Origin of the sequence: Streptomyces sp. NPDC092369 (assembly GCF_044755245.1) — a bacterium.
In the GTDB taxonomy this organism is placed as follows: Bacteria; Actinomycetota; Actinomycetes; order Streptomycetales; family Streptomycetaceae; genus Streptomyces.
In genome coordinates this window covers 48,497-70,521 of the sequence record NZ_JBIVQP010000010.1, presented here as the reverse complement: position 1 = coordinate 70,521, position 22,025 = coordinate 48,497, and the positions used below count along the sequence as shown (strand labels likewise).

Below are 22,025 nucleotides of genomic sequence, written 5' to 3'. Positions count from 1 at the left end.
GCGTCCTACTCGAGGTGTTTGGCCAACGCGCCGGCGCGGCGGATGGACAGTCACTGTCCCACCGACCGGTCCAGCGCCATCGCGTCCCAGGGCGCGCACAGTGTCCAGTGGTCGGCGAAGTAGGCGCGGGCCGCCACACAGAATGCTCTCGCCCTCGCCGCGAACTTTTCGCCGTCCACGGTCTCGCGATACCTCAGGGGCGATCGGGTCGCTCCGGCCGACTTCGTCGAGGGGTTCGGGGCCTTCCTGGAGGGCCGAGGATTTCCGCTGCCGCAGGAAGAGTTCACGGAGCTCACCGCGCTGCGCCGCGCGGCGCAGAAGGCCAGCCCTCATCCGGATACTCGTGCGCGGTACTGGATCGAGGAGGCCGAGCGGGTCAAGGATGAGTACGCCCGGAGTGAGGAGCAGCGCCGGGCAACCGCTGCGGAGCTGACAGAGCTTGCCGGTCGGCTGAGTGAACTGCAGCGGGAATTCGACCACGTTCTTGGGCGAGCGGAGGCTGCCGAGACGGTGTGCGACGAGGTGCGCGCGACGGCCGCCAGGCAGCAGGGGCAGCTGGCGCACGCCCAGGATTACATCCGGCAGATCGAGAGCGAGCTGACCGAGCGGCAGCACGAGGTCCGGCAGCTGCGGCGTGAAGTCCATGTGCTGCGCGGCCAGGTGGAGCGACTGCGGGACGAGCCGTCCCCGAGCCCCGAGCAGGGCGTTCCCGGGGCGGCAATGCAGGTCACCGTAGGGGTCACCCGGGCCGCACACCGCACGACGAAGGGCCAAGGCACTGAGGAGACAAGGACCCTGTCCTTCATGAGTATTCCGCTGGAAGGCGTGGCTTCGTTCATTCCTTTGCTCATTCCTTCGCGCAGTGACATCAGGGAGTGGGCCTCGGCCACTGCTCTGTTCCTGGCTCCGTTCCTGGCCCCGTTCCTGGTGGCGCTGACGGTGGCCTCGGGCTTCGCTGCGGGCGTCCAGGCCACGCCCGGCCCGGCCGTCTGGAAGCTCGTGCTGTACTCCGTTGTCGCTCTCGCCGCGCTGGCCATCACCCTCATCCTGGCCCTATCTGTCGGTGTTCTGATCGTCGATGAACCCGACGACGTGGTGGTGGAGACCGGCGCGCCAGTCGTCGTGGGCGTCGTCGTTGCCTGCCTGTTCCTGGGCGCGGGTGGCGCGGCCAAGGGCTGGACGTGGATCGATCTCCTCGGCCACTGGTTCGCCGACTCGGTCGGGATTCTTTGATACTGCGCGTCAAACGGAAGATTTATACGGTGACGGCACGCTGTGCGAGCCGGGATGCGGGTGCGGCCAGCGCGGCGCCAACCTTCATCTCAACCGTCCGTCGGGCTGGAAGGGGAGGCCAGACCGGTCTTGGTCGACGTCGACGACACGGGGGACCCGGCCGCGTGGCTCGTCAACGAGCGGCTCGTCTACCGTCAGTGCGCGGCCTGCGCCAGCCGCATCCCCGACCTCCCGAGCATCACGTCCCGGCCGAGTGGACACCGTGCCGGACCTGGGCCAACCGGCGGGGTCAAACTCCCGTCGACCAGGGCCCCACTCGGCTGACAGCCTGGCCTGCCCCCGACGGTCACCCGCACCCCGCCGCCCGGCACGCACCCTCACCACCCTGACATCTGTCAGGGACGCGACGTCCCAGGCACGGTCTACGGTTCGAGGCGCTGACTCGGGGGCCTTCCGGCCGCTACAGCTTCGACCAAGGAGAAGAGATGCGCAGCATCCGCCGGATTTTCAGCGTGGGCACGGCCGCGCTCGTGCTCGGAGCAGGGCTTGTGGCGGGTTCTTCCGCTGCAGCTCAGGCCGCGCCGTCGGACTGCACGGGAGGGGCACAGGGTTTCACCGACATCCCGGACAGTCTCAGCGGTCGCGGTGTCGGTGGGGCGGGAGCCGTGATCGCCGATTTCGGAGGCAGGCCGTGGGCCGTGGCCTCGTACGCGATGCAGGCCGGCAACGTCGGCGGCAGAGAGATGGGGTGGGGCGTCCTGACCACCAGCTCCAGCGTTTGGGGCCCCAGCGCGATCGGATGGGTCTGGATGGATGTCACCAACGACCCCAACAAGAGGTCGTGGATCCAGTGCGGCCCGTTCACCACGACCGCGAGCGGCGCCAGGCTCACGACCGCGGCCTACCCGACCAGCAGCTCGTCGAGTCGGGCCTTCCGTGTCTGCGCCCAGATAACCAGCGCCTCGCCCGTCAGCGGCATCACCTGCACCCCCTGGTGGTAGCCCCGGCTCTTGAGAACAGGGCCTGTCCGCAAGCCTTGTGCGGCGAGTGGGCCATGCTCGGCACTGGCGGATGCGGAGCGGCAGCCGAGCACGTGGACGGGACACCCGTACGCATCGACATGTCCGTCCCCAACGGATGTGGTCCGAGCGCGAGGTAAACATCCCGGCCATGAAGCCTGGCCCGCTTCTCGATGAGGCCGCTCTGCTCCTGGCGCGGCGCACCGGGCCGCAATGGCGGAAAGCCGCGGACACCACACTGCTCAGTTGGCCGGTGGAGAAGGGCATCGTGCGCGGCGGATGGGGTTGGCTGCAGGCCCAGATCCACCGCAGCCACCGGCAGTTGGTCCCGCTGTGGCGTCGCAAGGCCGGCCATCGAAGGGTGCTGCTGCTGGACACCCTGCTCGGCGCGGACGGCTTCACCCTGCATGACCTGGTGACCGCCAGCCCATCGGTCGAGGATCTGGCGCTCGGCGCGGCGCTGGACGACCCGCGGCTGGCCGTGATTCTCGATGTTTTGGACCCGCGGGAACGGAGGGTGGCGCTGGCCTGGGCGCACTGGCAGCCCAATACGTGGGCGGAGGCAGCCGTGCTGGCCGGCGCGCCGGGTCCGGCGGCGTACGGGGAGCGGGTACGGCGCAAGCTCAAGCGGCTGGGTTCCGAGCACACCCGCCGCCGGACCGGCATCGGCAGTTCTCGCCGAGAGGTGGGCCGGGCAGGAGCATCTTCACTGCCGCGCTGCCGGAGTTCCTCGGCGTCCTGGGTGCCGCCGGTGCCATGTCCTCCCTTCGCTGGGCTGCGCTGCGGCTGCATGCCCACCGGAGCGCCCGGGTCAAACGACGTGCGCTTTCCGCCGCGCCCGGCTGTCGAGATGCGGAGGCTGGAGCATGATCGGTCTCACACGGCCCGGCTCGCGCGATGACGGCACCCGGAATCGAGGGGACGGCCCGGGGGAGCGGGCCTGGACGAGGTGCTCCTTGAAGGACACGGTGGGGCTTGCCCACGTCCGCGCCGTCGCAGAAGCAGCCGGCCGCCGCGTCGGCCGCCCTGTCGCCCACCCCACCGACAAGATCGAGTATGCGCGCCTGCTCAAGGCCCGGGGCAGCAGCGACGGGGAAATGAGCACCAAGACCGGCATCCCGAAAACCTCCCTGCACCGCTACCCACAGGGGTAGCCGCACCGGATGTGCTGAGGTCGTCAAGGCCGGACGGCGCCTCCAGCGGAGGTCGGTGAGCCCCGACGGGCCGCTCGGGTGGTTGCCGCGGTGCGCGGCCTCGGGGTCAGTGCCGCGCGCAGCGCCGGGGTGAGGATGTGGCGGGTCTCGGACGGGGTGAGGGCGGCGGGGGTGGGGAGGGGGTTGAGGTAGCGGGTGTAGATGAGGCCGCCGAGGATCGTCACCACGGCCGTGGCGCGGGCGGTTGCGTCCCGGCCGCCGAGAAATTCAACAAGCCGGGCCAGCAGCTCGCGTTCCAGGTATTCGCGGATCACCTCGGCCGCCTCCTCGCCCTGGGCGGTGAGCTGTACGAACTCGGCGTCCTCCCACAGGTCCGTCACCGCGTCGATCAAGCGGTCGGGGAGGGTGGCCGGGTCACCGCCGAGGACGTCGTCCACCGCCAGCGCATTGGCGCACTGGAACTGCATCACGTCCGCGAACAGGCTCTTCTTCGAGCCGAAGTGGTACGCGATCAGCGCCGGGTCGACCCCGGCGGCCCCCGCTACCGCGCGCAGAGTGGTGCCCCGGTAGCCGCGCTCCAGGAACAGCGCCCGGGCCGTCGAGACGATCGACTCGCGGGTCGGCGGGTTACCGCAGGGGCGGCCTCGGGTGCGGGCGGGGGCAGGGGCGGCGTTATTCATCAGCGTTGAGCCTGCTTTTCGTTATCGGCACAGTCAAGGGCGTTCCGGTAACCACATGAAGGGATGACCCGACGCCATGCGTATCGCAGTCTTCGGCGCCAATGGACCGACCGGCCGCCACCTCACCGACCAGGCCCTCGCCGCCGGCCACGAGGTCGTCGCCGTGACCCGCCGCCCCGGCTCCCTCCCCACGCGGCCGGGCCTCGCTGTGGCCGTCGCCGACGCCACCGACCCGGCGGCTGTCGACGCCGCGATCGGCGGGACGGACGCCGTCCTGTCCGCATTGGGCGCGCGCTTCAGCAAGGAGACCATCACCACGTACTCGGCGAGCGCCACGGCCATCACCGGAGCCATGCCCCGCCACAGCATCAAGCGGCTGCTCGCCGTCAGCTCCAGCATCGCCGACCGAAACTGGCGTCCCACCGGCGCGCACTTCTTCAACCACGTGCTCGACCCCCTGGTGAACCGACGCCTCGGCCGCACCCTCCACGAGGACGTGCGCCGCATGGAGGCCGTGATCCGTCAGACGGACCTCGACTGGACCCTCGTCCGGCCCTCGGGCCTCTTCGATCACCCCGTCGTCACGGACTACCACACCGCCGAGACCAGCGCCGACGGCGTCTTCACCGCCCGTGCCGACCTCGCCGCGAGCATGCTGCGCGAGCTGGAGGAGCGGCGGTACGTCCGTGCGGCCATGGGCGTCATCACCACGGCTGTGAAGCCGAACATCGCCAAGCTGATCTGGAAGGAGGGCGTGAAGAAGAAGTGAGCCGGGCGACCGTCGAACTCCCGGCCGCCACACGGGCGTTCCTTACTCGCCCCCACACGGCCACCCTCACCACCCTCCGCCCCGACGGCACCCCGCACGTAACCCCTGTCCGCTTCACCTTCGACGCGGCCACCGGCCCTGTCCGGGTGACCACCCGGGCGGGAGCGCGCAAGGCCCAAAACGTGGTGGCGGGCGGCCCGACGGCCCGTGTCGCGCTCTGCCAGGCGGATGGCTTCCGCTGGGTCACCCTCGAAGGCCGGGCCGCCGTCACCGACGACCCCGCGCGCTTGGCCGAGGCGGTCCACCGCTACACCGTCCGCTACCGCGCGGTCCCGCCCGCCCTGCTGGACCTGGTCGTCGTCGAGATCGCCGTCGACCGTGTCCTGAGCCTCAACCTCTGAATCCCCGTCCAGAAAGCGAAGTGACACCGCCGTGCCCAACCTCCCCGTCCTCGACTCCACTCTCCACTACCGCGAGTCCGGCGACCCCGACGGGCTGCCGTTCGTCTTCCTCCACGGCAACCCCACCTCCTCCCACCTGTGGCGGAACGTCCTGCCCGGTGTGGCCGCGCCCGGCCGCCGCCTTCTGGCCCCCGATCTCATCGGCATGGGCGACTCCGGCAAGCCCGACCTCGCCTACTCCTTCGACGACCACGCCCGCTACCTCGACGTCTGGTTCGACGCCCTCGGCCTTGCCGAGGCCGTCCTCGTCGGCCACGACTGGGGCGGCGCGCTCGCCTTCGACCGCGCCGCCCGCCTCCCGGGCCGCGTCCGCGGCCTCGCCTTCACCGAGACAATCGTCAAGCCGCTGGTCGGTAACGAATTCCCGGCGGCCGGGCGGGAGTTGTTTATCCTCCTGCGCACCCCCGGGGTGGGCGAGGAGATGATCCTGGAGAAGTCCATGCTCATCGAAGGGCTCCCGGACACGCTCGCCTCCCCGCTCGACCCTGCCGACCTGGAGGTCTACCGCCGCCCCTTCCCGACCCCGCACAGCCGCCGCCCGGTACTGGCGTGGACGCGCATGATGCCGCTGGACGCCGAGCCCGCCGACATCGTGGCCCGCGTCGAGCGCTACGCCGCCTGGCTGGCCGCCAGCCCCGAAGTCCCCAAGCTGCTCGCCGCGTTCGAGCCGGGCCCGGGCGCGATGACCGACCAAGGGGCCGTGGCCTGGTGCGAGGAGAACATCGCTGGCCTGGAGGTCTCCCGTCACGGCCTCGCCGGCCACCACTCCCCGGAGGACCGCCCCGAGGAGCTGGCCGCGGCGATCAACACCTGGGCCGACCGCCACGGGTTGGCGGGTCAGTAGGTGTCCTCGATCACGATGGTGCCGATCGTCCCCCGGCCGGCTGGGCTGCCGCTGACGGATGTACGCGCCGCGATCGCCCTCACCATCCAACGCAGCGAACGGGACCTGTCGGACGCCCCACACGCGTGACGACAACGACGCCATGCCGACATGACTCTTCCATCAACGCACGGTCTCATGCAGGTGACTTCGGACCCCAGCACGGCCGACTCCGAGAGCTGACACTGATCGTCCTCAACGACCCCTTCCAGCGTGGCACCGCGGTCAAGGTGCTGGACGGCATAACAACCGGCGAGCACACCGAACGCTCACTCATCCTCGACCTGGCCCTCGCCCTTGCCGAAGACCGACGCCGCGACATCGTGACGAAAACGAAGAATGGCCTGGAATCCGCCCGCGCACGCGGTCGCGTCGGAGGCCGGCGCCCCGTCGTGGACGACGACAAACAGCGCGTGATCCTCGCCCGCCGAGCCGAAGACCAGTCAATCCGCGAGATCGCCGTCGCCGTCAAAGTGTCGGGCGGCGTCGTGCACAAGACCCTCAACCTAGCAGCGGCACCCGGCGACAGCTGACCCCAGAGGCGGATCGCTACTTTGCGGCTGGTGTCTGAGCTAGGACACCGGGGCCCAGAAGCGGTGGGCGGACCGGTCGGCCGAACGCGTCGACGGTCCGCTCGATCTCAGGATCTGTGAGAAGGCCGACCGCACGGGATGCGGCAGTTCATCGCCCGACAGGACTGGCTTCCCGTCTGCCAATTGCCGACCTATGCACCGGGCCTCAATGCGGTCGAGGGCATCTGGTCCCTGCTGCGACGCGACTGGCTCACCAACACAGCGTTCACGACCCCGGAACGTCTGATCCAGACCATCCGGCACGGGATGAGGAAGATCCGGTGCCGGCCGCACCTCATGACGGATGCCTCGCCGGAACCGGCCTCTCCCTCATCACGACGGCGAGGCGCGTTCAAGCTCCGGCTACTGCGCGAGAGCCGGGTAGAGAGCGGTGACCGGTGCTGAGAGGGCGGTGTGCACCTGTGTGGTCAGCTCGTCGACGATGAGTTCGTGGTCTCCGGCTTCGACGGCGTCGAAGATCGCGGCGGCGACGTCGGAGGGCGCGAGTTCGAGTCGGAAGGCGTTGGTTGCCATCCACAGACCGGCCTTGGAGACGCTGTGGGCCTTGCCGATGGCGAACCAGCTGAGTACGGAGCCAATATTGACGAGCGCGCCCTTGGCGGAGCGGAGCGCGGGGGCGAGCGCGCGGGTCAGATGGATCGGGCCGAGCAGGTTGGTGGCGATGGTCGCCGTGATGTCTTCGGCCGGCGCCGTCAGCAGGTCGCCTTTGGGGTAGATGGCCCCGTTGTTGATCAGGATGGTCGTGTCGCCGGCTTGTCGTGCAATGCGGTCGTTCGCCTGGAACAGGTCCTCGGAGCAGGCCGATGTCCAACTACCGGCTCAAACGGTCCGAGCACCACACCTGGCCCCAGCCCATCCGCACCGGGACGCCTGCAGTCAGCATCAAACGACCCCAACCCGCCAACCCGTAAAGCAACGGCATTGGCTCTAGGCCCGCTGGTGCGTCCCGGAAAGCGCTGGGTTCGGACATGATTGTGTCGGTGGGAAGCAGCAACGCCTGACGGTGCGTTCGTGGAACGCGTTGGGCGGCTCGCCGCAGAAATTTCGGTGAGGTCGAGCAACACGAGATCCTGCCAGGGGCTGAGCCCGGTCTCGGTGTCAGCTCTGGCCCCAGGCGTGATGCGTGCTCATCCGGTGAGACCGAGTTCGCGTATGGCGTCGGCGGGATGGTTGCGGTGATGGTCGTGGGCGGCGCCGTTGTTCCTCCACCCGGCGAGGTGGACGAGGCTGATCGCCAGGCTGCGGAAGGTGGCGAGGGCCCGGGGCAGGCTGCCGGTGCGGGCGCGGCAGGCGTCCTCGTCGAAGGTCACGTCGCGGACGAAGTGCTGGGCCTTCGGCGGCCGCGAAGCGGTGTGGCGTCGTGGGTTACTGGCCGGGGTGCAGGCCGAGCCAGCCAGGAGTGGGGGCACCCTGGACCTCACCGAAGTAGAGGTTGAAGGTGTGCCGCCAGCGTTCGGCTTCGCCGCGGGCGGCCATGAAGCGCGAGAACTGGTCGAGGTGGGCGTTGGGGTACTCCCAGGTGGGCCGCAGTCCGCCGGTGGGAGTGACGTCGGTGCGCACGGACCAGCCGTCGAAGGAGGCCTTCTGGACGGTGGGGGAGATCGGCCAGTTCACGCAACTTCAGTAGCGGGATCGGGGGCTACTCCATTGGCGCCCGTCTCCTCGCTCAAGATCCCCGTGGTCGTGACGTGCACGACTTCCACTTGACACGACCGCCTTATCGGTAACAGTGTATCCATTATGAGTACCTGGTCTGAGCCCCAGCCTGATTCCCGGTTCGTCGAGGTGGACGGCCTGCGGATCCACTACAAGCGTGCTGGGCGCGGCCCGGCACTCGTCCTGCTGCACGGCAGCGCCTCATCCCTGCAGCACTTCGACCGCGCGACGGATCTGCTGTCGGATGCGTTCGATGTCATCCGTCCCGACCTGCCGGCGTTCGGACTGACGGGCCCGCGCAAGGACCGCGACTACCGCATCCCGGTGTACGCCGCGACGGTGGCCGGCTTCCTGGAGGCGCTGGGCGTGCCGCGCTACGCGGTGGCCGGCAATTCTCTGGGCGGCAACATCGCCTGGAACCTCGCACTGGATCATCCGGAGCGGCTGACCGGCCTGGTCCTGGTCAATGCCACCGGCTACCCGGAGAAGACGGTGCCCGCGGGGATGCGCCTGACCCGCAACCCGCTGCTGCGACCCCTGCTGAGGCGGGTGATGCCGCGCGGGGCACTCGAACGCAGCCTGCGCGAGGCCGTCGGGCCGCATTCGCAGATCGTGGACGACGCCATGGTGGACCGTGCCCATCAGCTCATGAGCCGCCCCGGCAACCGCTCGGCCTTCGTCGACTTCTGCAACACCGACCAGCCGGACCGCAGCGCGCAGATCCCCCGTATCACGGTGCCCACGCTGGTGCTGCGCAGCGCGAGCATCGACGGCCAGCACTTCACCCGTGACATCCCCGGCGCCCAGGAGCTCGTCCACCCCCACGGCGGACATCTGCTGCCGGAGGAGGAACCGCAGTGGGTCGCGGACGCGATCGCGAAGTTCCTCGGCTCCCGCGCCGACACCCCCGTGAACTGAGGGCAAGGAGGCCCGTTCCATGAAGTACTTCGTCGCCTCGGGCGAGGACCGCAAGCTCACCGCCGACTCGCGGGGGGCGCTGCGCGGCAGTTTCATCGAGCTGTCCGACGGCGTCACCCACTACGAGTTGACGGGGCCCGAGGACGGGGACGTGGTCCTGATGGCGGGCGGTCTGACCATCCCGCTGTTTTACTGGGACGGCCTCGTCGGGGAGTTGCACGCCCGCGGGCTGCGCACGCTGGCCTGTAGCGCCTATGGTCGCGGCTACTCCGACCGGGTGCGGGCGCGCTACGACGAGACGCTGTTCGCGCGGCAGCTGGCCGAGCTGACGGACCGTCTCGGCCTGACGGCGCGGCCCCTGCATTTGGTCGGCACCTCCATGGGTGCGCTGGTCAGCATGACGTACGCCGCCCAGTACCGCTCATCGCTGTCCACGCTCACCATCGTGGGACCTGCCGGTCTCGCGAAACCGCGGTTGACCTCCCCCGACCGGCTGCTGCGCAACGACGCGCTGGCCGGCCTCATCGCCCGCCGGCGCGGCCTTGAGCTGCTCCAGGGGCACATGGGACACAACGTCCGCGACCCCGAGCTCGGCGCGAAGATGACCGAGATGGTCCTCGACGCCTTCCGCTTCGAGGGCTCGCTCTACGCGTTCTTCGACACCCTGCAGCACGTGCCTTTCACCGGCCGTGACGACCTGTTCCGGCGGACGGGGGCCCTGGGCATTCCGACGCTGCTGCTGTGGGGCGACGAGGACAACGTCACGCCGCTGGCGCACTTCGACACGGCACGTGCTCTGCTGAAGCCTCAGAAACATCACGTAATCAACAAATGCGGGCACATGGCCCCCTTCGAACGACCTCGCGACGTCGCCGACCAGCTCGTCCCGTTCGTGTCCGCACGCACCGAAAGGCTCGACTCATGAAGAGGCCGCAGGCCATCGACGTACTAATCATCGGTGCCGGCCCATCTGGCTCCGCCTTGGCGATCGACCTCGTACGCCGCGGACTCGACGTCCGGATCATCGACAAGTCCCCCCACGCTTTCGACGGTTCGCGCGCCAAGGGCATCCAGCCCCGCAGCCTCGAAGTCCTCGAGGACCTCGGCGCTCTCGATGACGTGCTGGCCGGCGGCGGCGACTATCCCAGGCTCGGGCTGCATGCAGGACCCCTCGGTGTGCCGTGGAAGATGTTCCCCGAAAAAGAGGCCACCCCGGACGTCCCGTACCCGAACACCTGGCTGATCCCGCAGTTCCGCACGGACCGCACCCTGCACGCCCGGCTCGGTGAGCTCGGCCGCGAGATCGAGTTCGGCAAGGAACTGACTGAGCTGACGCAGGACGAGGACACGGTGGTCGCCACGGTGGTGGGCGCGGACGGGGTCGAGGAGATCGTCGCCCGCTATGTCGTGGGGGCCGACGGCGGCTCCAGTGCGGTGCGCAAGCAGCTCGACATCGGTTTCCTGGGGACGACGGACGAGGCCGACCGCGTGCTGATCGTGGATGCCTCCGTAAGTGGCCTGGCCCGCAACCGGTGGCACATGTGGCCCGGCCTCGGCGGCAAGCTCATCGCCGCCTGCCCTCTGCCCCACAGCGACATGTTCCAGTGGATGATCCGGCTCACGCCCGACGAGAAGCCGCCCCAGGAGATCGGCGCCCTCGTCGACCGGATCCACTCCCACACCCGCAACCGGCGCATCCAGCTGCACGAGATCCACTGGACGTCGGTGTTCCGGCCCAACATCCGTCTTGCGGAGCACTACGGCCGCGGACGGGTCTTCCTCGTCGGCGACGCCGCGCATGTCCACACCCCCGCCGGTGCCCAGGGCCTGAACACCGGTATGCAGGACGGCTACAACCTCGGCTGGAAGCTCGGCCAGGTCCTCGCCGGAGCCGACCCGGCCCTGCTGAGCACCTACGAGGCCGAGCGGCAGCCGATCGCCGCCGGGGTCCTGGGACTGTCCACGGAGAAGTGGGGCGGCATCGCCAAGCTCGACCCCTCCAGCATGAAGCGCGGAAAGGACGAGCAGCAGCTCTCCCTGACCTACTACGGCGGCCCCCTCGCCCCCGGCGACAGTGGCGAGACCAGCACGCTGCGCGTGGGCGACCGCGCCCCGGACGCCCGGCTGCTCGGCGCCGACGGCGCCGAGACCCGCTTGTTCACCCTCTTCCAGGGGCCGCACTTCACCGCCATCGCCTATGGCCCCGGCGCCGCCCGGGACCTCGAACTCCTCGACTGGCCGACGACGGGCGCTCAGCTGGAGCGGCTGACGGTCGGATCGGCCGCGGGCGACGGCCGCGCCTTCTCCGACCCCGAGAGCACGCTGCGGAAGGCCTACGGCCTGACCGACGACACGCTGCTGCTGATCCGTCCCGACGGCTACATCGGACACATCGCCACGTCCAATTTCCTCACCACCACACAAGCCGCCGTGCAGGCAATGACGCCACAGGCAAGGACCCGCACCATGTCCCAGCCGAGCCACACCTCCCCCGGTCCGCGGGCCACTGAATGAGCCGCATACTGCTGCGCGGCGCGCGGGTCGTCACGACGAAGCTGGACGGGCCGGATGGGCCGGACGGCGAGCATGCCGGCATCCTCGTCGACGGCGAGACCATCGCCGCCGTCGGCGAGACCGTCCAGGCGCCCTACGCCGAGGTCGTCGGCTTGTCCGGCCGCGTTCTGATCCTCGGCCTGGTCAACGCTCATCTGCACTACACCCCGGCCGCCATGCACATCGGCAATTTCGCCGGCGCCCTGAACCAGCTCAACTGCGGTACCACCACCCTGGGCGACTGGTGTCACAACGCGCCCTGTCGCCCCAGCACGCCGACGCGGCCGTCGAGGGACTGCTCCAGGCCGGGATCCGCGCCGTCTTCCTGCACGGCACGCCCTACCGCTCGCCGGACACACCCCATCCGCTCGCCGAGATCGACTGGCTGCTCGACGGCCCGGCCCGCGACCACGCCCTCCTCACCCTCGCCCTCCAGGGAGACGCGCACGACACACCTTCCTCCTCGGCGCGATGGCCAGGTGCCGTGAGCAGCCCCATGGCGACTACCGCGGGGATGCCCCGCGACGCCCTGGACGAAGCGCAGATCGTCCAGGCGGCCATCGCCCTTCTGGACGAGGGTGGCATCGAAAGTCTGACCATGCGAAGACTCGGCAGCCGTCTCGGCATCACCGCAGCGGCACTCTACTGGCACGTCAAGAGCCGACACGATGTGCTCCTGCTGGCCGCTGACACCGTCTGGGGGCAGACACATCTCTCCGCTCTCGACGGCGTCGAGTGGCGTCCGGTCCTCATGGCCATGGCCGACAACCTGCGGTCGATGCTTCTCAGGCACCCCTGGCTGCTGGCCGCCATGACCGTCCAGCCTCTCGACGGCCTGGCCAGGGACCGCCATGACGAGCACCTGCTCGCGGTCTGCCAGGCAGCCGGCCTCACCAGGCGGGACGCCGAGCAAGCCGCCCAAAGTGTCGTCACGTTCGCGATGGGCGCCGCCCTCGCAGCCACCCGTCGCCCGTATGTGTCCTTCGGACTGCAGTCACTTCTCGACGGCGTCGAAGCCAGGCTTGCCGCCCGCAGCTGAGACGTCGTTCGGGCCTCCTACCGGGCGGTGCCGAAGCCACACAGCATGCCGGGGCCGAGCCGCAGCGGTCTACGCTGATCGCGGCATGCTGTGTGAAGCATGCGTGCGCGAGGGTCGGCGGAGCAGCGGGCACACGTTCAGCGTCCCAGCCGGTGGCCGGGAGCGAGTGAGAGCGGCTGGCGGCTCGACGGTCCACATCGCATGCCGGGACACGTGCAAACCGTCGAGGCCAGCCCAGCGGGCCAGTGCCTGGGGCTTGCTCTCCCGGAACCACCAACGCACCGACGTGAGCCGAAGCCTTCCGCCGTATATGCGGCCAGTTTGCGTTCGCCGACCGGAGACTGGGAACGCGCGAAGCGCACCGCGGCCAGGCTCGCGCCCGTGAGCGGCCGGAGCGCGATTCCGGCCCCCAGGCCCGGCCACCGTCGCGAGCGCGAGGGTCGAGACGGCGGCGCCCAGAGCACATGCAGCCAGCGCCAGGTGCGGAGGCCGGCGGTCGGCGAGACCGAGGGCGCTTGAGACAGTCGCGCCTAGTGGGAAACCGATCTGGACCGAGGTCGTGAGCCACACGACCTCACCCGTGCTGAGCCGCCACTCGGTCGCCAGAGCCAGCTGACCGCGGTGGCCGACTGCTGGCCGGTGTGCAACACCGCCCAGGAACAGCGGTGCCAGTGCTCGCCCGACGTCGGCAGATGATTGCCTCTCAACCCGCTCAGGAGGCGGCGGACCGCACGATGGCGCGGGCCGCGGTACGCCCCTCGGGGGCGGGGACGAGTGGGTAGGCATGGACCGCGCCGTCGCACACGATGACATTCACGGACGCCTCTTCCGTGGCAGCCCGTTCTTCCAGGCGCCGGACGTCCGGGTAGCACAAGTCGCGAGTGCCGATGTAGGCGTCGATGGGCGCCAGGGGGGCAAGCGGGCCATTGACGGGACTGAGCCGGGGTTGGGCGGGGTCGTCCCCGCCGGCCCAACTACGTCCGGCCGCGAGCAGGCTGCTGGTGGTGAGGAACGGATCTCGGGCTTCGATTTCGGGAATCGCAGGGTTGGTCAGAGTGATATCCAGCCAGGGGGAGATCAGTACTACTCGGGCCGGCTGGGGCAGACCCGAGCCGGCCAGGCTCTGCGCCACGCCCAGAGCCAAGCCCGCGCCGGCGGAGTCGCCCATGATCGTGACCTGGCCGGCCTCCAGGTCGCCGAGCAGGTCGCGGTAGACGGCAGTGACGAAGGGATAGGCGTCACGGTAGGTGTACTTCGGCGCCAGCCCGTAGTGCGCCACCTCGACTCGTGCACCGGCATCCGCGAGCTGCGAGATCAACTGCCAGTGCCGGGGCGAGAGGTGTCTGATGTAGGCGCCACCGTGCAGGTAGACGACCGCTCGTTGCGCCCGGCGCCCGCGCGGGCTGACGGTGTGGCATTCGAAACCGTCGATGCGGCGCGATCCCACGTCGTGCCGCTTTACCAGTTTGGCGGGCGGACGAGGTGGCTCCGTCGACGCGACCAGCGGGTCCGGGGCCGCCTTGCCTTTGAGGGCCAACCGCATGAACGTGGCGACTACGTGCATCTGGGGACTGCTCATGTCTGGCTCTCCTTCTATCCGCTTCGCCGACCATCATAACGGTTACATCGTTGCCGTTATTGCGCTACGGTGGGCCGCTGCGTCGATCGACCACATCGTCCGTCCGGGCCCCGAGCGATACGTCCGGCCAGCAATTCCGACCGCGCCCGTCACATCCCATGACGGTCTCGCCACGAGCCGCCCGCCGTCAGGTCGACACCCTTGACGCCCGCGCCGCAACGACGTCGACACCCTGGAGATACCTCATGATCCTCAGCGTCACCCTCGCCTGCGCCATCGCCCTGATCTTCGGGGCGATCGGAGTGCTTCAATGCACTCGCCTTGCCGAAGGCGCGCGAGCTGGCCGCCGAGGTCGGCTTCTCCGTCGCCGCCTACCGCCGTATCGGCGTGCTGCAACTGGCAGGAGTCGCCGGCGTGGCGCTCGGCCTCGGCGAGCCGCCGTTCGGCGGCCTCGCGGGGACGGGGCTTCTCCTGCTGCTCGCCGGAGCTGTGGTCGTGCACCTGCGCAATGGTGACCCGGTTGCCAAACTCGCGCCCGCCGTCGTGTGCGCGGTGCTCGTTGCCTCATACCTCGCGGCCTTGTTCGTCTGAAGCGCTGCGGATCGAGCCCGCGCCTCCACGGATGGGCGGCTGCGGCAGTTCGCCCTGTAAGCAATGCGGCCCCGAGCTGTGATTTCACCTCGAAGAGCTGGCCGACGGGGATGGCGTCGGACCGCCACGCTCCCGAAGGGCAGATTCCGGGCCGGCCGACGGGCATCCGAATGCGACACTGGACCACAGCCAGCTAAACGGATACGTTGTAGCCAATATTAGAGGTCGCAGGAAACGCAACCACCTGGGATCGAGGGCGCTCCAACCGGGACCGCGCGGTCCGCCCTGCCTTCACCGGCGCCCCTTCGTCCACCGCGCCGACCCCCGAGGGGTTGAACGATGCCCGTCCTGATCGTGATAGCGATCTACGCCATCCGGATCGCGCGCGCCCCCTTGGACTCGCGCCTGAAGAAGCGCCACGTCGGACCCCTGTCGGTCACGACCGGAACGGTGATGCTCTATCTGGCCTGGGACTGGCTCAGGCCCGAGGGCCTCGGCGCTGTCTATTTCATCGGCGAGTTCGCCGGCGTCCTGTCCGTCTACCTGATGTCCTGCACCTTGGTGCTGGCCACCCGCCTGATGCGGCAGGAGCAGTGGTTCGGCGGCCTGGACCGCATGTACCGTCAGCACAAGCTGTACGCCGTATGGTCCATTCTCCTGCTCACCCCCCACCTGCTCCTCCACTTCTTCTCCGGTTTCGACGGGAGCCGGTACGGCTACGCCGACCGGACCGCGTCGGTAGGGATGGGCCATCTCCTCGGTGCCGTCTCCGCCATCGGCCTGCTGCTCGTCCTCATCTCACTCGGCCAGGTCGGCCGCATCCTCCGACTGCCCTACGAGCGCTGGCTGTTCCTGCATCGCCTCACCGGCCTGCTGCTCCTGTCGGCACTGTTGCACGGCTGGTTCCTCGATCTCGTCATCAACGGATCCACGCCCCTCCTGGCGATCTACGTCACCATGGCCACCATCGGCATGGCCGCCTACAGGTACGACGAACTGGTGCTACGACACAGGGAGCCCCGGGCGGACCACACCGTCCACCGTGTTGAGCGGCCCACAGCCGACATCCTCGACCTCACCCTCACGCCCACCGGCGGGACGACGCTTCCCGTGACAGGGGGCCAGTTCGTCTACCTGCGGGTCGGCGGCTGGCACGAACACCCCTTCAGCGTCGCGGGAACGCAGGGCCGACGGCTCGGTGCGCCTCACCATCCGTGCCCTGGGCCGCGGTACACGCCGCCCCTGCACGGACCTGAGTGAAGGACACCCCGCAACCCTCAAGGGTCCTTACGGCATGTTCGACCACACCCTCGGCGGACCCCGGCAGATATGGATCGCGGGGGGCATCGGTATCGCGCCCTTCCTCGGCTGGCTCACCCACACCGCTGCAGAGCCGCCCCGCACCGACCTGTTCTACTGAGCCCCCACCGCCGAAGACGCACCGTTCCTCCCGGAACTCACCGCAGCGGCAGCACACCGCCCCGAGTTCCGGCTCCACCCGACGTTCAGCCGCAGCCACGGCCGTCTGACCGCCGAAAGAATCCAGGCCCAGGCCGGACCGATCACCCCCGACACGCACGTCTTCCTCTGCGGCCCAGTCTCTATGATCGAAAACCTCACTCGCGCCCTCCATGGCCAGGGCGTCACCCGACAGCATCTCCACGCCGAGCACTTCGCCTTCCGCTGACGAGCCGTCGACCACACGAGATCACGCGCTCAGCACCAGCAGCTGTGGCGACGCTCCATGCCGACCGAGATTACTCCGCAGGCGGGCGGCCTCAGGTTCGCATCGTCCTGGCTGGTCAAGTGTCGTCGCGCAGGTGGGCAAGCCCGCTGAGAAGGAGTTCGAGTCCGAAGGAGAACTCGTCCTCGATCGGAACGGGCATCGACCTGGCGACGGTGACCGTTGCCGGAAACAAGGCTGGATCGACGCTTTGAAAGACGGCGGACACTTGTACGTCGTCGAGTTGCCCGCCGCCGCCATGACCGTTGACCTGGATGGCGCATCCGAGGACGTAGCGGGAGAGGGTGGCAAAAGCGTGCGCGGCCAGTCGCGGGGGGAAGCCGCTGTCGAGCAGCACCGCGACACAGTGCTCCCGCAACGCCATGGCGTTCGGCCCCAGGGGAATCTCTTCGACCATCAGGCGCGCAGCGTTCCGGTGCCGGGCCAGGGCCTCGAACATGGTGTGCGCGACCGTCCGCAGCGCTTGCTGCCAGCCCATCGCGAGGAGTTCGTCACCGTTCAGTTCCACGGCGCCGAACATGCGGTCCACGACGTGGGCGACCAGCGCTGCCCGATTGTCGAAATGCCGGTACAGCGTCGCCGTGCCCGAGCCCAGGCGCTGGGCCAGCGTCCTCATCGAGAGAGCGTCGGCCCCTTCGTCGTCCACAATCTGCAGTGCGGTAGAGACGATGCGCTCCAGCGGCACGGGCGGACGCCCCGGGCCCCGACCCGATGCCGCGGTCGCTCGCACAGGACCAGCTGCTGCCACTGAACGTCCACCTCCTCGGTCGGCACCATAACAGCAACACCGTATCCACTTTGGAGATCGCCGGTTGGGCGTGGACCGCCGGGGGCACCGCAGTTACGGCTCAGACATCGCAACGCTGCAGGTCACAGGCGCGTGGTGAAGCGGCCGTCGGGCAGCTTGCGCAGCCGGCCCCGCCCGGCGAGCTTGGACAGCGTTCCACGCAGCGGCTCCAGCTTGCCCCGCACCGCCACCTCCAGCCCCAGTGCCTCGCCGACCTGCTCGACCATGACCGGCCGCCGGCGCCCCGGACGAGCGCGAGGATGCGCTGGTGGTGCGGTGGCAGCGAGTCCACGTTCACGTTACGGCCGCGGTGCGGCACCAGCAGCACCGCGTGGCCCGTGACCTGCGCCGCAGCCGGTGGGGCTCGGCCATCCGTTTCCAGCCCCGTTCCCCGACGGCGAGTTCTTGCGCTCGGCCCGCACGTGGTCCAGTTGCTTGACCAGCTGGTCTTCCAGATCGTCCAGCTCCGCGCGTCGCGCTCCGCTCCGCGTTCTCGGACTCCATCATGAACCGGCGAAATCACCCCCAACTTGCCCGTCAGATGATTCTTCCTTCCCCTGCCGCCGTCTTGCCCTCGCAGGGCGACCAGGGCACTCGCGGCCAGCAAGGCCACGGCCAGACTGAAGCCGACCCCGGCTGCCCGCAGGCCCGCGAGGTCGGCGGCCAGTCCAACACCGATCACGGGCAGTGCGATCGCTACGTACATCACGATGAAGAAGGCGGAGGCGACCTCGGCACGCTGGCCGTCGGGCGTGTTTGAGTTGAGCATGGTCAGGGCCGCCCGGAATGCTATGCCTTGCCCAAGTCCGGCGACGACACCAGCGGTCACCAGCAGCGCGAGCGATCCTAGAGTGAGCCCCGCGGTGAGCAGGCCCATACCGACGACGAGTAGGGCACACGCCACGGGCAGGGCGGCGCGGCCCAGTGGCTGTACGAGGGTGATCTGTCCGAGCGCTGAGGCCGCACACACGGTACTGACCACGGCTCCGGCCAGGGCAGGGGAGGACAGGCCTAGGAGTCGGCTCAGAAAGGACGGCGCGACGGAGGTGTACAGCCCGAGCACCGCGAATCCGGCGAACCCGGCCGCGGCCGCCCGTGTGAAAGTGCCCCGCATCGCTGCTGGTACCCGAGGCCGTGTCACCCTCAGGCGCGGGCCAGTCCTGGCCGTCGTCACGGTTTCGGGCATCAGCCAGATACCCACCACCGCGGCGGCCAGCAGAGTCAGGTGCACGAGGAAAGGAAACCGGGTTGGATTCGGGGACAGTTGGGCCAGTGTCCCGGAGAGGACGGGGCCCGCGCCCAACCCGCCTATGTTCGCCACGGTAGCCACCAGGGTGGCCCGCTCGCTCCCGCCCATCGGGGCCAGGTCGACCAGCGTGGCGGTTGCGGTGCCGGTGAATATTCCCGCGGATACCCCTGACAGCAGCCGCCCTGTCAGCAGGAATGTCAGATCATGCGCGCTTAGGAAGACCGCGGCACTGAGGGTTGAGCATGCCAGTCCGGCCAGCAGAGTTCGCCGGCGGCCGACACTGTCCGAGACCTGTCCGAACAGCACCAGTGCCGTGAGAACTCCGAAAGCGTAGACCGAGAAGATCACCGTGGTCGTCAGGGTCGAGAAACTCATCTGCCGTTGGTAGAGCAGGTAGAGCGGTGTCGGCAGGGTCGTACCCAGCATCGTGATGTGAAACGCCAGAGCGACCAGCCAGAGCGCAGTGCGACTCCGAACCGTCCACCGGCGGGGAGGCTCACCTGCCCGTGGGGGAGTTTCGGACAGGCGGGCGCGCGAGCGAGATACAGTCATATGCCGTTCCCGCAGCCTGGTGAGTGTGTGTCTCGGCCTGTGGATGAGTTCTCACGTCACTTCTTTCCCGTCAGTTCAGAGGCAGCGATGAGAGCGTGTGTCGACCATGCCGCGCGGCACGCAGTACCGGCTCCCACGGTCGGCCGGCCCCATATGTTGCCGAGCCCTACGGGGAGCAAGGGAGTTCCGCATCGCGTCACTACCCGGTGATCGGCACGGAGCGGAATGTGGTGACGGCGGCGTACAGAAGTGCGGCAACCGGGCCGGGCCGCACACTCCCCCGGAACGGGCCGGGATCGATCAATCAGGGCAAGCCCCAAAGCTTTAACGGATACGATGTTTTCATTAATGGTCGGGGCGGGTCAAACGCCTCGGTGTCGACGTGCGGTTGTGGCCGCTACCGAGTCGCCGTGGTGACGTGAACCCCTGGATAGCGGTGATGTTGTAGCGACCTCAACCGTCGTGGGTCCGGACAGCGCCGTCGCGTTGTCCGCGAACGCCCCGGTGAAACATCCGGTGGGCCGAGCCGGTTCCGCTCGCGCGCCCCGTTCTCCTGGTCCGGCGGGGCAGCGCGGACCTGTTGAGGAGGGGGCGGGCGCGGTGAGGCGCCGGTGGTGGCCGAACGAGGGCGAGAGGCGCTGCGATCATGATCGGATCGACACATCCCAGGCAACTGCTAAGATAGAAGTGACGTGTGGTGACAGGCCACGGAGAGGGTGGACGCCATGGCGGCCAGGGTCCGGTTGGAGGACAGGGAGTGCCCCCTGTCGACGACGGCGCAGCATGTCGGCGAGTGGTGGACCCTCCTGATCCTGCACGACGCCTTCGACGGCTTCACGCGCTTCGACCAGTTCCAGGAGAACCTGCGGATCTCGTCCAGCATGCTCACCAGCCGCCTGAAGTCCCTCGTCGCCGACGGCCTGCTGGAGCGCCGCCCCTACCAGACCAACCCCACGCGCTACGAGTACGTCCTCACCGAGCACGGACGCTCGCTGCGCCCCGTGATCGTCGCGCTCGCCGCCTGGGGCAACTCCCGGCTCGACCCGGGCAAGCGCAGCATGATCCTCGTGGACCGGGAGTCGGGCGAGGAGGTCGAACCGGTGGTGGTCGACCGGACCACCGGCCGGCGCGTCGACACCGACGACTACGTCTTCACCTACGGCCCCGCAGCCAGCGACGCCATGCGCGCCCGCTACGCCGACACGCACGGCGGCCGGTCGTCATGACGGCAGCGCGAGGTCGAACTCGACCGGCCCCTGCGGCACGCCGTTGATCTGAAGTTCCAGTGCGTGCGGGCCGGGGTGGTAGACCCGGGTGGTGATCTGCCGGAAGGAATGACGGCGGCTGACCGCGAGTCGTTCCCCCGGCGCCAGTGTCCTGGTCGTCAGCTTGAACACCTTCGGCGCGGTACGGCCGCTGGCCTTGCGGTGGTGGACGACATAGTCGATCGCCAGCCGGGCCGGTGCGTCACCGGTGTTCTCCAACTCAAAGGCGAACACCAGCTCTTCGCCGACCGTGACCCGGCTCGTGCTCAACTCCGGCCGGGTGGCGACGACATGGGCGGCCGGCTCGAAGCCCATAAGTGCCAGGGCCCCGGGGTGCCCCTTCTTCACGGCTGTGCGCAGCGCGTGCCGGACCAATTTGGCCGTGTTCTCGTCCGGGCTCCTCGACCAGCGGGTGATCACGGCGACGGCGAGGTCCGGGTCCGCGTGGCTGATGTCGTTGACGTGGTTGGCCACGGAACGCCGCACGTACTCGGACGCGTCGCGGTACAGGGCGTCGAGGATCGGCAGGGTGGCCTCGGGGCGGGCGAGGATCGCCGGGACGCGGATCGCCCAGGGCAGCCGGGGGCGGGTGCCCTCCGTCGCGAGCCGCCGGACGTGCTCGTTCGGGTGATCCACCCACAGGCTCACGACCTTCAACGCCCGCTCCAGGTTGGTCAGGAGCACCCGCCGGATGGCAAACTCCGCCGTCAGGCGCGGTGTGAGGTCAGCCAGCAGGGCGAGCCCCGCCTCGAAGGCGTCGGGCTCGGTCGCCTCCAGGGCACGGGAGACGACGGCCTCGGTGACGGGCCAGATCATCCAACCGGTGAACTCCGGAGCCTCCAACGCGGCGCGGATGACCGCCTCGGCGGCCGGATACCCCGCGGGCAGGTCCTCCAGCAGGGCATCCCGCAAGAGGTCGCTGCGCTCGCGCAGCGCCAGCCCGTCCAGCCGGCCCGCGGCCGAGCGCACGGCGGTCGCGCCCCGCGTCGGCTGGGCCCTTTCCAGGCAGGAAACAAGCCCCGCCGCAGCCGCATGACCCAGCAGTTGTTCCGCGAATGGCACAGCAGGCTTCCTTTCCGGTTCCTCCGGGCCGCGCACGCACGACCGGAGGCAGAGGAGGCGATCGATGCGACCGGGTTACTTCTGGATAGCAGTAACTCTAGCGTTCAGGTGTTCGAATGCTGGTGCTTAGGGGTGTGTCACCCGAGAGACTTCTACTTTCGAACCTTGTTGGTGCTAAGTTAGAAGTCACTTGAGGCGCCGTGCCACGATCGGCGCCCCCGGCCTGGCGGTGCCCGGC

The 22,025-nt window shown here is 69.1% G+C and carries 23 protein-coding genes and 3 pseudogenes; 17 read left to right on the top strand and 9 right to left on the bottom strand.

Features of this window, described 5'->3' with window-relative positions; all coding sequences use genetic code 11:
• Positions 1-50: 50 nt before the first annotated feature.
• The gene (locus tag ACIQI8_RS42360; protein WP_402363636.1) at positions 51-179 is read right to left on the bottom strand and encodes a hypothetical protein; all 129 of its coding nucleotides are present in this window, start codon (positions 177-179) and stop codon (positions 51-53) included.
• Positions 180-510: 331 nt separating this feature from the next.
• Between ACIQI8_RS42360 and ACIQI8_RS42355 the strand changes: the two genes are divergently transcribed.
• The 4 genes from ACIQI8_RS42355 to ACIQI8_RS42340 all read left to right on the top strand — a co-directional run bounded on the left by ACIQI8_RS42355 (position 511) and on the right by ACIQI8_RS42340 (position 3,406).
• Positions 511-1,233 (top strand): hypothetical protein, encoded by a 723-nt coding sequence (locus tag ACIQI8_RS42355; RefSeq protein WP_402363630.1) that lies wholly within the window; start codon positions 511-513, stop codon positions 1,231-1,233.
• Positions 1,234-1,718: 485 nt separating this feature from the next.
• A complete protein-coding gene (locus ACIQI8_RS42350; protein WP_402363627.1) occupies positions 1,719-2,234 on the top strand; it encodes a hypothetical protein in 516 nt (171 codons plus the stop codon).
• Positions 2,235-2,403: 169 nt separating this feature from the next.
• A complete protein-coding gene (locus ACIQI8_RS42345; RefSeq protein ID WP_402363625.1) occupies positions 2,404-3,153 on the top strand; it encodes a hypothetical protein in 750 nt (249 codons plus the stop codon).
• 55 nt (positions 3,154-3,208) lie between these two features.
• Complete coding sequence (locus ACIQI8_RS42340; protein ID WP_402363622.1) at positions 3,209-3,406, top strand: hypothetical protein; 198 nt, start codon at positions 3,209-3,211, stop codon at positions 3,404-3,406.
• Between the two features lie 23 nt (positions 3,407-3,429).
• Here the strand turns inward: ACIQI8_RS42340 and ACIQI8_RS42335 are convergent, their stop codons facing one another.
• Positions 3,430-4,086, bottom strand: a complete 657-nt coding sequence (locus ACIQI8_RS42335; protein WP_402363620.1) for a TetR/AcrR family transcriptional regulator — start codon at positions 4,084-4,086, stop codon at positions 3,430-3,432.
• Positions 4,087-4,162: 76 nt separating this feature from the next.
• Here ACIQI8_RS42335 and ACIQI8_RS42330 point away from each other — a divergent pair, with 76 nt between their 5' ends.
• From ACIQI8_RS42330 to ACIQI8_RS42310, 5 genes and pseudogenes are all read left to right on the top strand, one after another.
• Complete coding sequence (locus ACIQI8_RS42330) at positions 4,163-4,855, top strand: NAD(P)-dependent oxidoreductase (protein WP_402363617.1); 693 nt, start codon at positions 4,163-4,165, stop codon at positions 4,853-4,855.
• Entirely contained in the window at positions 4,852-5,256 is a 405-nt protein-coding gene (locus ACIQI8_RS42325; RefSeq protein ID WP_402363614.1) for a pyridoxamine 5'-phosphate oxidase family protein, read from the top strand. The genes ACIQI8_RS42330 and ACIQI8_RS42325 overlap by 4 nt, the downstream gene beginning before the upstream one ends.
• Before the next feature lie 25 nt (positions 5,257-5,281).
• Positions 5,282-6,160, top strand: a pseudogene (locus ACIQI8_RS42320) (haloalkane dehalogenase); the annotation flags it as partial.
• Between the two features lie 125 nt (positions 6,161-6,285).
• On the top strand, positions 6,286-6,732 hold the full coding sequence (locus tag ACIQI8_RS42315) for a hypothetical protein (RefSeq protein ID WP_402363611.1): 447 nt from the start codon (positions 6,286-6,288) through the stop codon (positions 6,730-6,732).
• Between the two features lie 153 nt (positions 6,733-6,885).
• Positions 6,886-7,166, top strand: a pseudogene (locus ACIQI8_RS42310) (hypothetical protein); the annotation flags it as partial.
• On the opposite strand, the gene ACIQI8_RS42305 reads toward ACIQI8_RS42310, so the two are convergent.
• The 3 genes and pseudogenes from ACIQI8_RS42305 to ACIQI8_RS42295 all read right to left on the bottom strand — a co-directional run.
• A complete protein-coding gene (locus ACIQI8_RS42305) occupies positions 7,135-7,578 on the bottom strand; it encodes an SDR family NAD(P)-dependent oxidoreductase (protein WP_402364069.1) in 444 nt (147 codons plus the stop codon). The pseudogene ACIQI8_RS42310 and the gene ACIQI8_RS42305 sit on opposite strands and share 32 nt — an antisense overlap.
• A 341-nt stretch (positions 7,579-7,919) precedes the next feature.
• The gene (locus ACIQI8_RS42300; RefSeq protein WP_402363608.1) at positions 7,920-8,102 is read right to left on the bottom strand and encodes a hypothetical protein; all 183 of its coding nucleotides are present in this window, start codon (positions 8,100-8,102) and stop codon (positions 7,920-7,922) included.
• A gap of 55 nt (positions 8,103-8,157) precedes the next feature.
• Positions 8,158-8,406: pseudogene (locus tag ACIQI8_RS42295) on the bottom strand (ABC transporter substrate-binding protein); the annotation flags it as partial.
• Positions 8,407-8,532: 126 nt separating this feature from the next.
• Here ACIQI8_RS42295 and ACIQI8_RS42290 point away from each other — a divergent pair.
• The 4 genes from ACIQI8_RS42290 to ACIQI8_RS42275 all read left to right on the top strand — a co-directional run bounded on the left by ACIQI8_RS42290 (position 8,533) and on the right by ACIQI8_RS42275 (position 12,958).
• On the top strand, positions 8,533-9,366 hold the full coding sequence (locus tag ACIQI8_RS42290; protein WP_402363605.1) for an alpha/beta fold hydrolase: 834 nt from the start codon (positions 8,533-8,535) through the stop codon (positions 9,364-9,366).
• A gap of 19 nt (positions 9,367-9,385) precedes the next feature.
• Positions 9,386-10,291: an alpha/beta fold hydrolase gene (locus ACIQI8_RS42285; RefSeq protein ID WP_402363602.1), complete on the top strand. Its 906-nt coding sequence runs from the start codon at positions 9,386-9,388 to the stop codon at positions 10,289-10,291.
• Positions 10,288-11,880, top strand: a complete 1,593-nt coding sequence (locus tag ACIQI8_RS42280; protein WP_402363599.1) for an FAD-dependent oxidoreductase — start codon at positions 10,288-10,290, stop codon at positions 11,878-11,880. Before ACIQI8_RS42285 ends, ACIQI8_RS42280 begins: the two co-directional genes overlap by 4 nt.
• 283 nt (positions 11,881-12,163) lie before the next feature.
• Positions 12,164-12,958 carry a TetR/AcrR family transcriptional regulator C-terminal domain-containing protein gene (locus tag ACIQI8_RS42275; protein WP_402363596.1) on the top strand — a complete coding sequence of 265 codons (795 nt, stop codon included), beginning with the start codon at positions 12,164-12,166 and terminating at the stop codon, positions 12,956-12,958.
• A gap of 712 nt (positions 12,959-13,670) precedes the next feature.
• Here the strand turns inward: ACIQI8_RS42275 and ACIQI8_RS42270 are convergent.
• The gene (locus ACIQI8_RS42270; RefSeq protein WP_402363593.1) at positions 13,671-14,537 is read right to left on the bottom strand and encodes an alpha/beta hydrolase fold domain-containing protein; all 867 of its coding nucleotides are present in this window, start codon (positions 14,535-14,537) and stop codon (positions 13,671-13,673) included.
• Between the two features lie 321 nt (positions 14,538-14,858).
• On the opposite strand from ACIQI8_RS42270, the gene ACIQI8_RS42265 reads away from it, so the two are divergent.
• From ACIQI8_RS42265 to ACIQI8_RS42255, 3 genes are all read left to right on the top strand, one after another.
• A complete protein-coding gene (locus ACIQI8_RS42265; protein ID WP_402363591.1) occupies positions 14,859-15,128 on the top strand; it encodes a DoxX family protein in 270 nt (89 codons plus the stop codon).
• Between the two features lie 339 nt (positions 15,129-15,467).
• Positions 15,468-16,388, top strand: a complete 921-nt coding sequence (locus ACIQI8_RS42260) for a ferric reductase-like transmembrane domain-containing protein (protein ID WP_402363588.1) — start codon at positions 15,468-15,470, stop codon at positions 16,386-16,388.
• A 34-nt stretch (positions 16,389-16,422) separates the two neighbouring features.
• Positions 16,423-16,548 carry a hypothetical protein gene (locus tag ACIQI8_RS42255; protein ID WP_402363585.1) on the top strand — a complete coding sequence of 42 codons (126 nt, stop codon included), beginning with the start codon at positions 16,423-16,425 and terminating at the stop codon, positions 16,546-16,548.
• Between the two features lie 382 nt (positions 16,549-16,930).
• Here ACIQI8_RS42255 and ACIQI8_RS42250 read toward each other — a convergent pair whose 3' ends face one another.
• Positions 16,931-17,557, bottom strand: a complete 627-nt coding sequence (locus tag ACIQI8_RS42250; RefSeq protein ID WP_402363582.1) for a TetR/AcrR family transcriptional regulator — start codon at positions 17,555-17,557, stop codon at positions 16,931-16,933.
• 163 nt (positions 17,558-17,720) lie between these two features.
• Entirely contained in the window at positions 17,721-19,460 is a 1,740-nt protein-coding gene (locus ACIQI8_RS42245) for an MFS transporter (protein ID WP_402363579.1), read from the bottom strand.
• A gap of 725 nt (positions 19,461-20,185) precedes the next feature.
• Here ACIQI8_RS42245 and ACIQI8_RS42240 point away from each other — a divergent pair.
• Positions 20,186-20,686, top strand: a complete 501-nt coding sequence (locus ACIQI8_RS42240; RefSeq protein ID WP_402363576.1) for a winged helix-turn-helix transcriptional regulator — start codon at positions 20,186-20,188, stop codon at positions 20,684-20,686.
• Here ACIQI8_RS42240 and ACIQI8_RS42235 read toward each other — a convergent pair.
• A complete protein-coding gene (locus ACIQI8_RS42235; RefSeq protein WP_402363573.1) occupies positions 20,681-21,787 on the bottom strand; it encodes a DNA alkylation repair protein in 1,107 nt (368 codons plus the stop codon). The two genes, ACIQI8_RS42240 and ACIQI8_RS42235, sit on opposite strands and share 6 nt — an antisense overlap.
• Positions 21,788-22,025 lie beyond the last annotated feature (238 nt).

Coding starts and splice junctions, on each gene's coding strand:
- ACIQI8_RS42285 (WP_402363602.1), top strand. CDS start 9,386: ATGAAGTACTTCGTCGCCTCGGGCGAGGACCGCAAGCTCACCGCCGAC.
- ACIQI8_RS42335 (WP_402363620.1), bottom strand. CDS start 4,086: ATGAATAACGCCGCCCCTGCCCCCGCCCGCACCCGAGGCCGCCCCTGC.
- ACIQI8_RS42280 (WP_402363599.1), top strand. CDS start 10,288: ATGAAGAGGCCGCAGGCCATCGACGTACTAATCATCGGTGCCGGCCCA.
- ACIQI8_RS42240 (WP_402363576.1), top strand. CDS start 20,186: ATGGCGGCCAGGGTCCGGTTGGAGGACAGGGAGTGCCCCCTGTCGACG.
- ACIQI8_RS42255 (WP_402363585.1), top strand. CDS start 16,423: ATGTTCGACCACACCCTCGGCGGACCCCGGCAGATATGGATCGCGGGG.
- ACIQI8_RS42260 (WP_402363588.1), top strand. CDS start 15,468: ATGCCCGTCCTGATCGTGATAGCGATCTACGCCATCCGGATCGCGCGC.
- ACIQI8_RS42290 (WP_402363605.1), top strand. CDS start 8,533: ATGAGTACCTGGTCTGAGCCCCAGCCTGATTCCCGGTTCGTCGAGGTG.
- ACIQI8_RS42345 (WP_402363625.1), top strand. CDS start 2,404: ATGAAGCCTGGCCCGCTTCTCGATGAGGCCGCTCTGCTCCTGGCGCGG.
- ACIQI8_RS42330 (WP_402363617.1), top strand. CDS start 4,163: ATGCGTATCGCAGTCTTCGGCGCCAATGGACCGACCGGCCGCCACCTC.
- ACIQI8_RS42245 (WP_402363579.1), bottom strand. CDS start 19,460: ATGACTGTATCTCGCTCGCGCGCCCGCCTGTCCGAAACTCCCCCACGG.
- ACIQI8_RS42350 (WP_402363627.1), top strand. CDS start 1,719: ATGCGCAGCATCCGCCGGATTTTCAGCGTGGGCACGGCCGCGCTCGTG.
- ACIQI8_RS42270 (WP_402363593.1), bottom strand. CDS start 14,537: ATGAGCAGTCCCCAGATGCACGTAGTCGCCACGTTCATGCGGTTGGCC.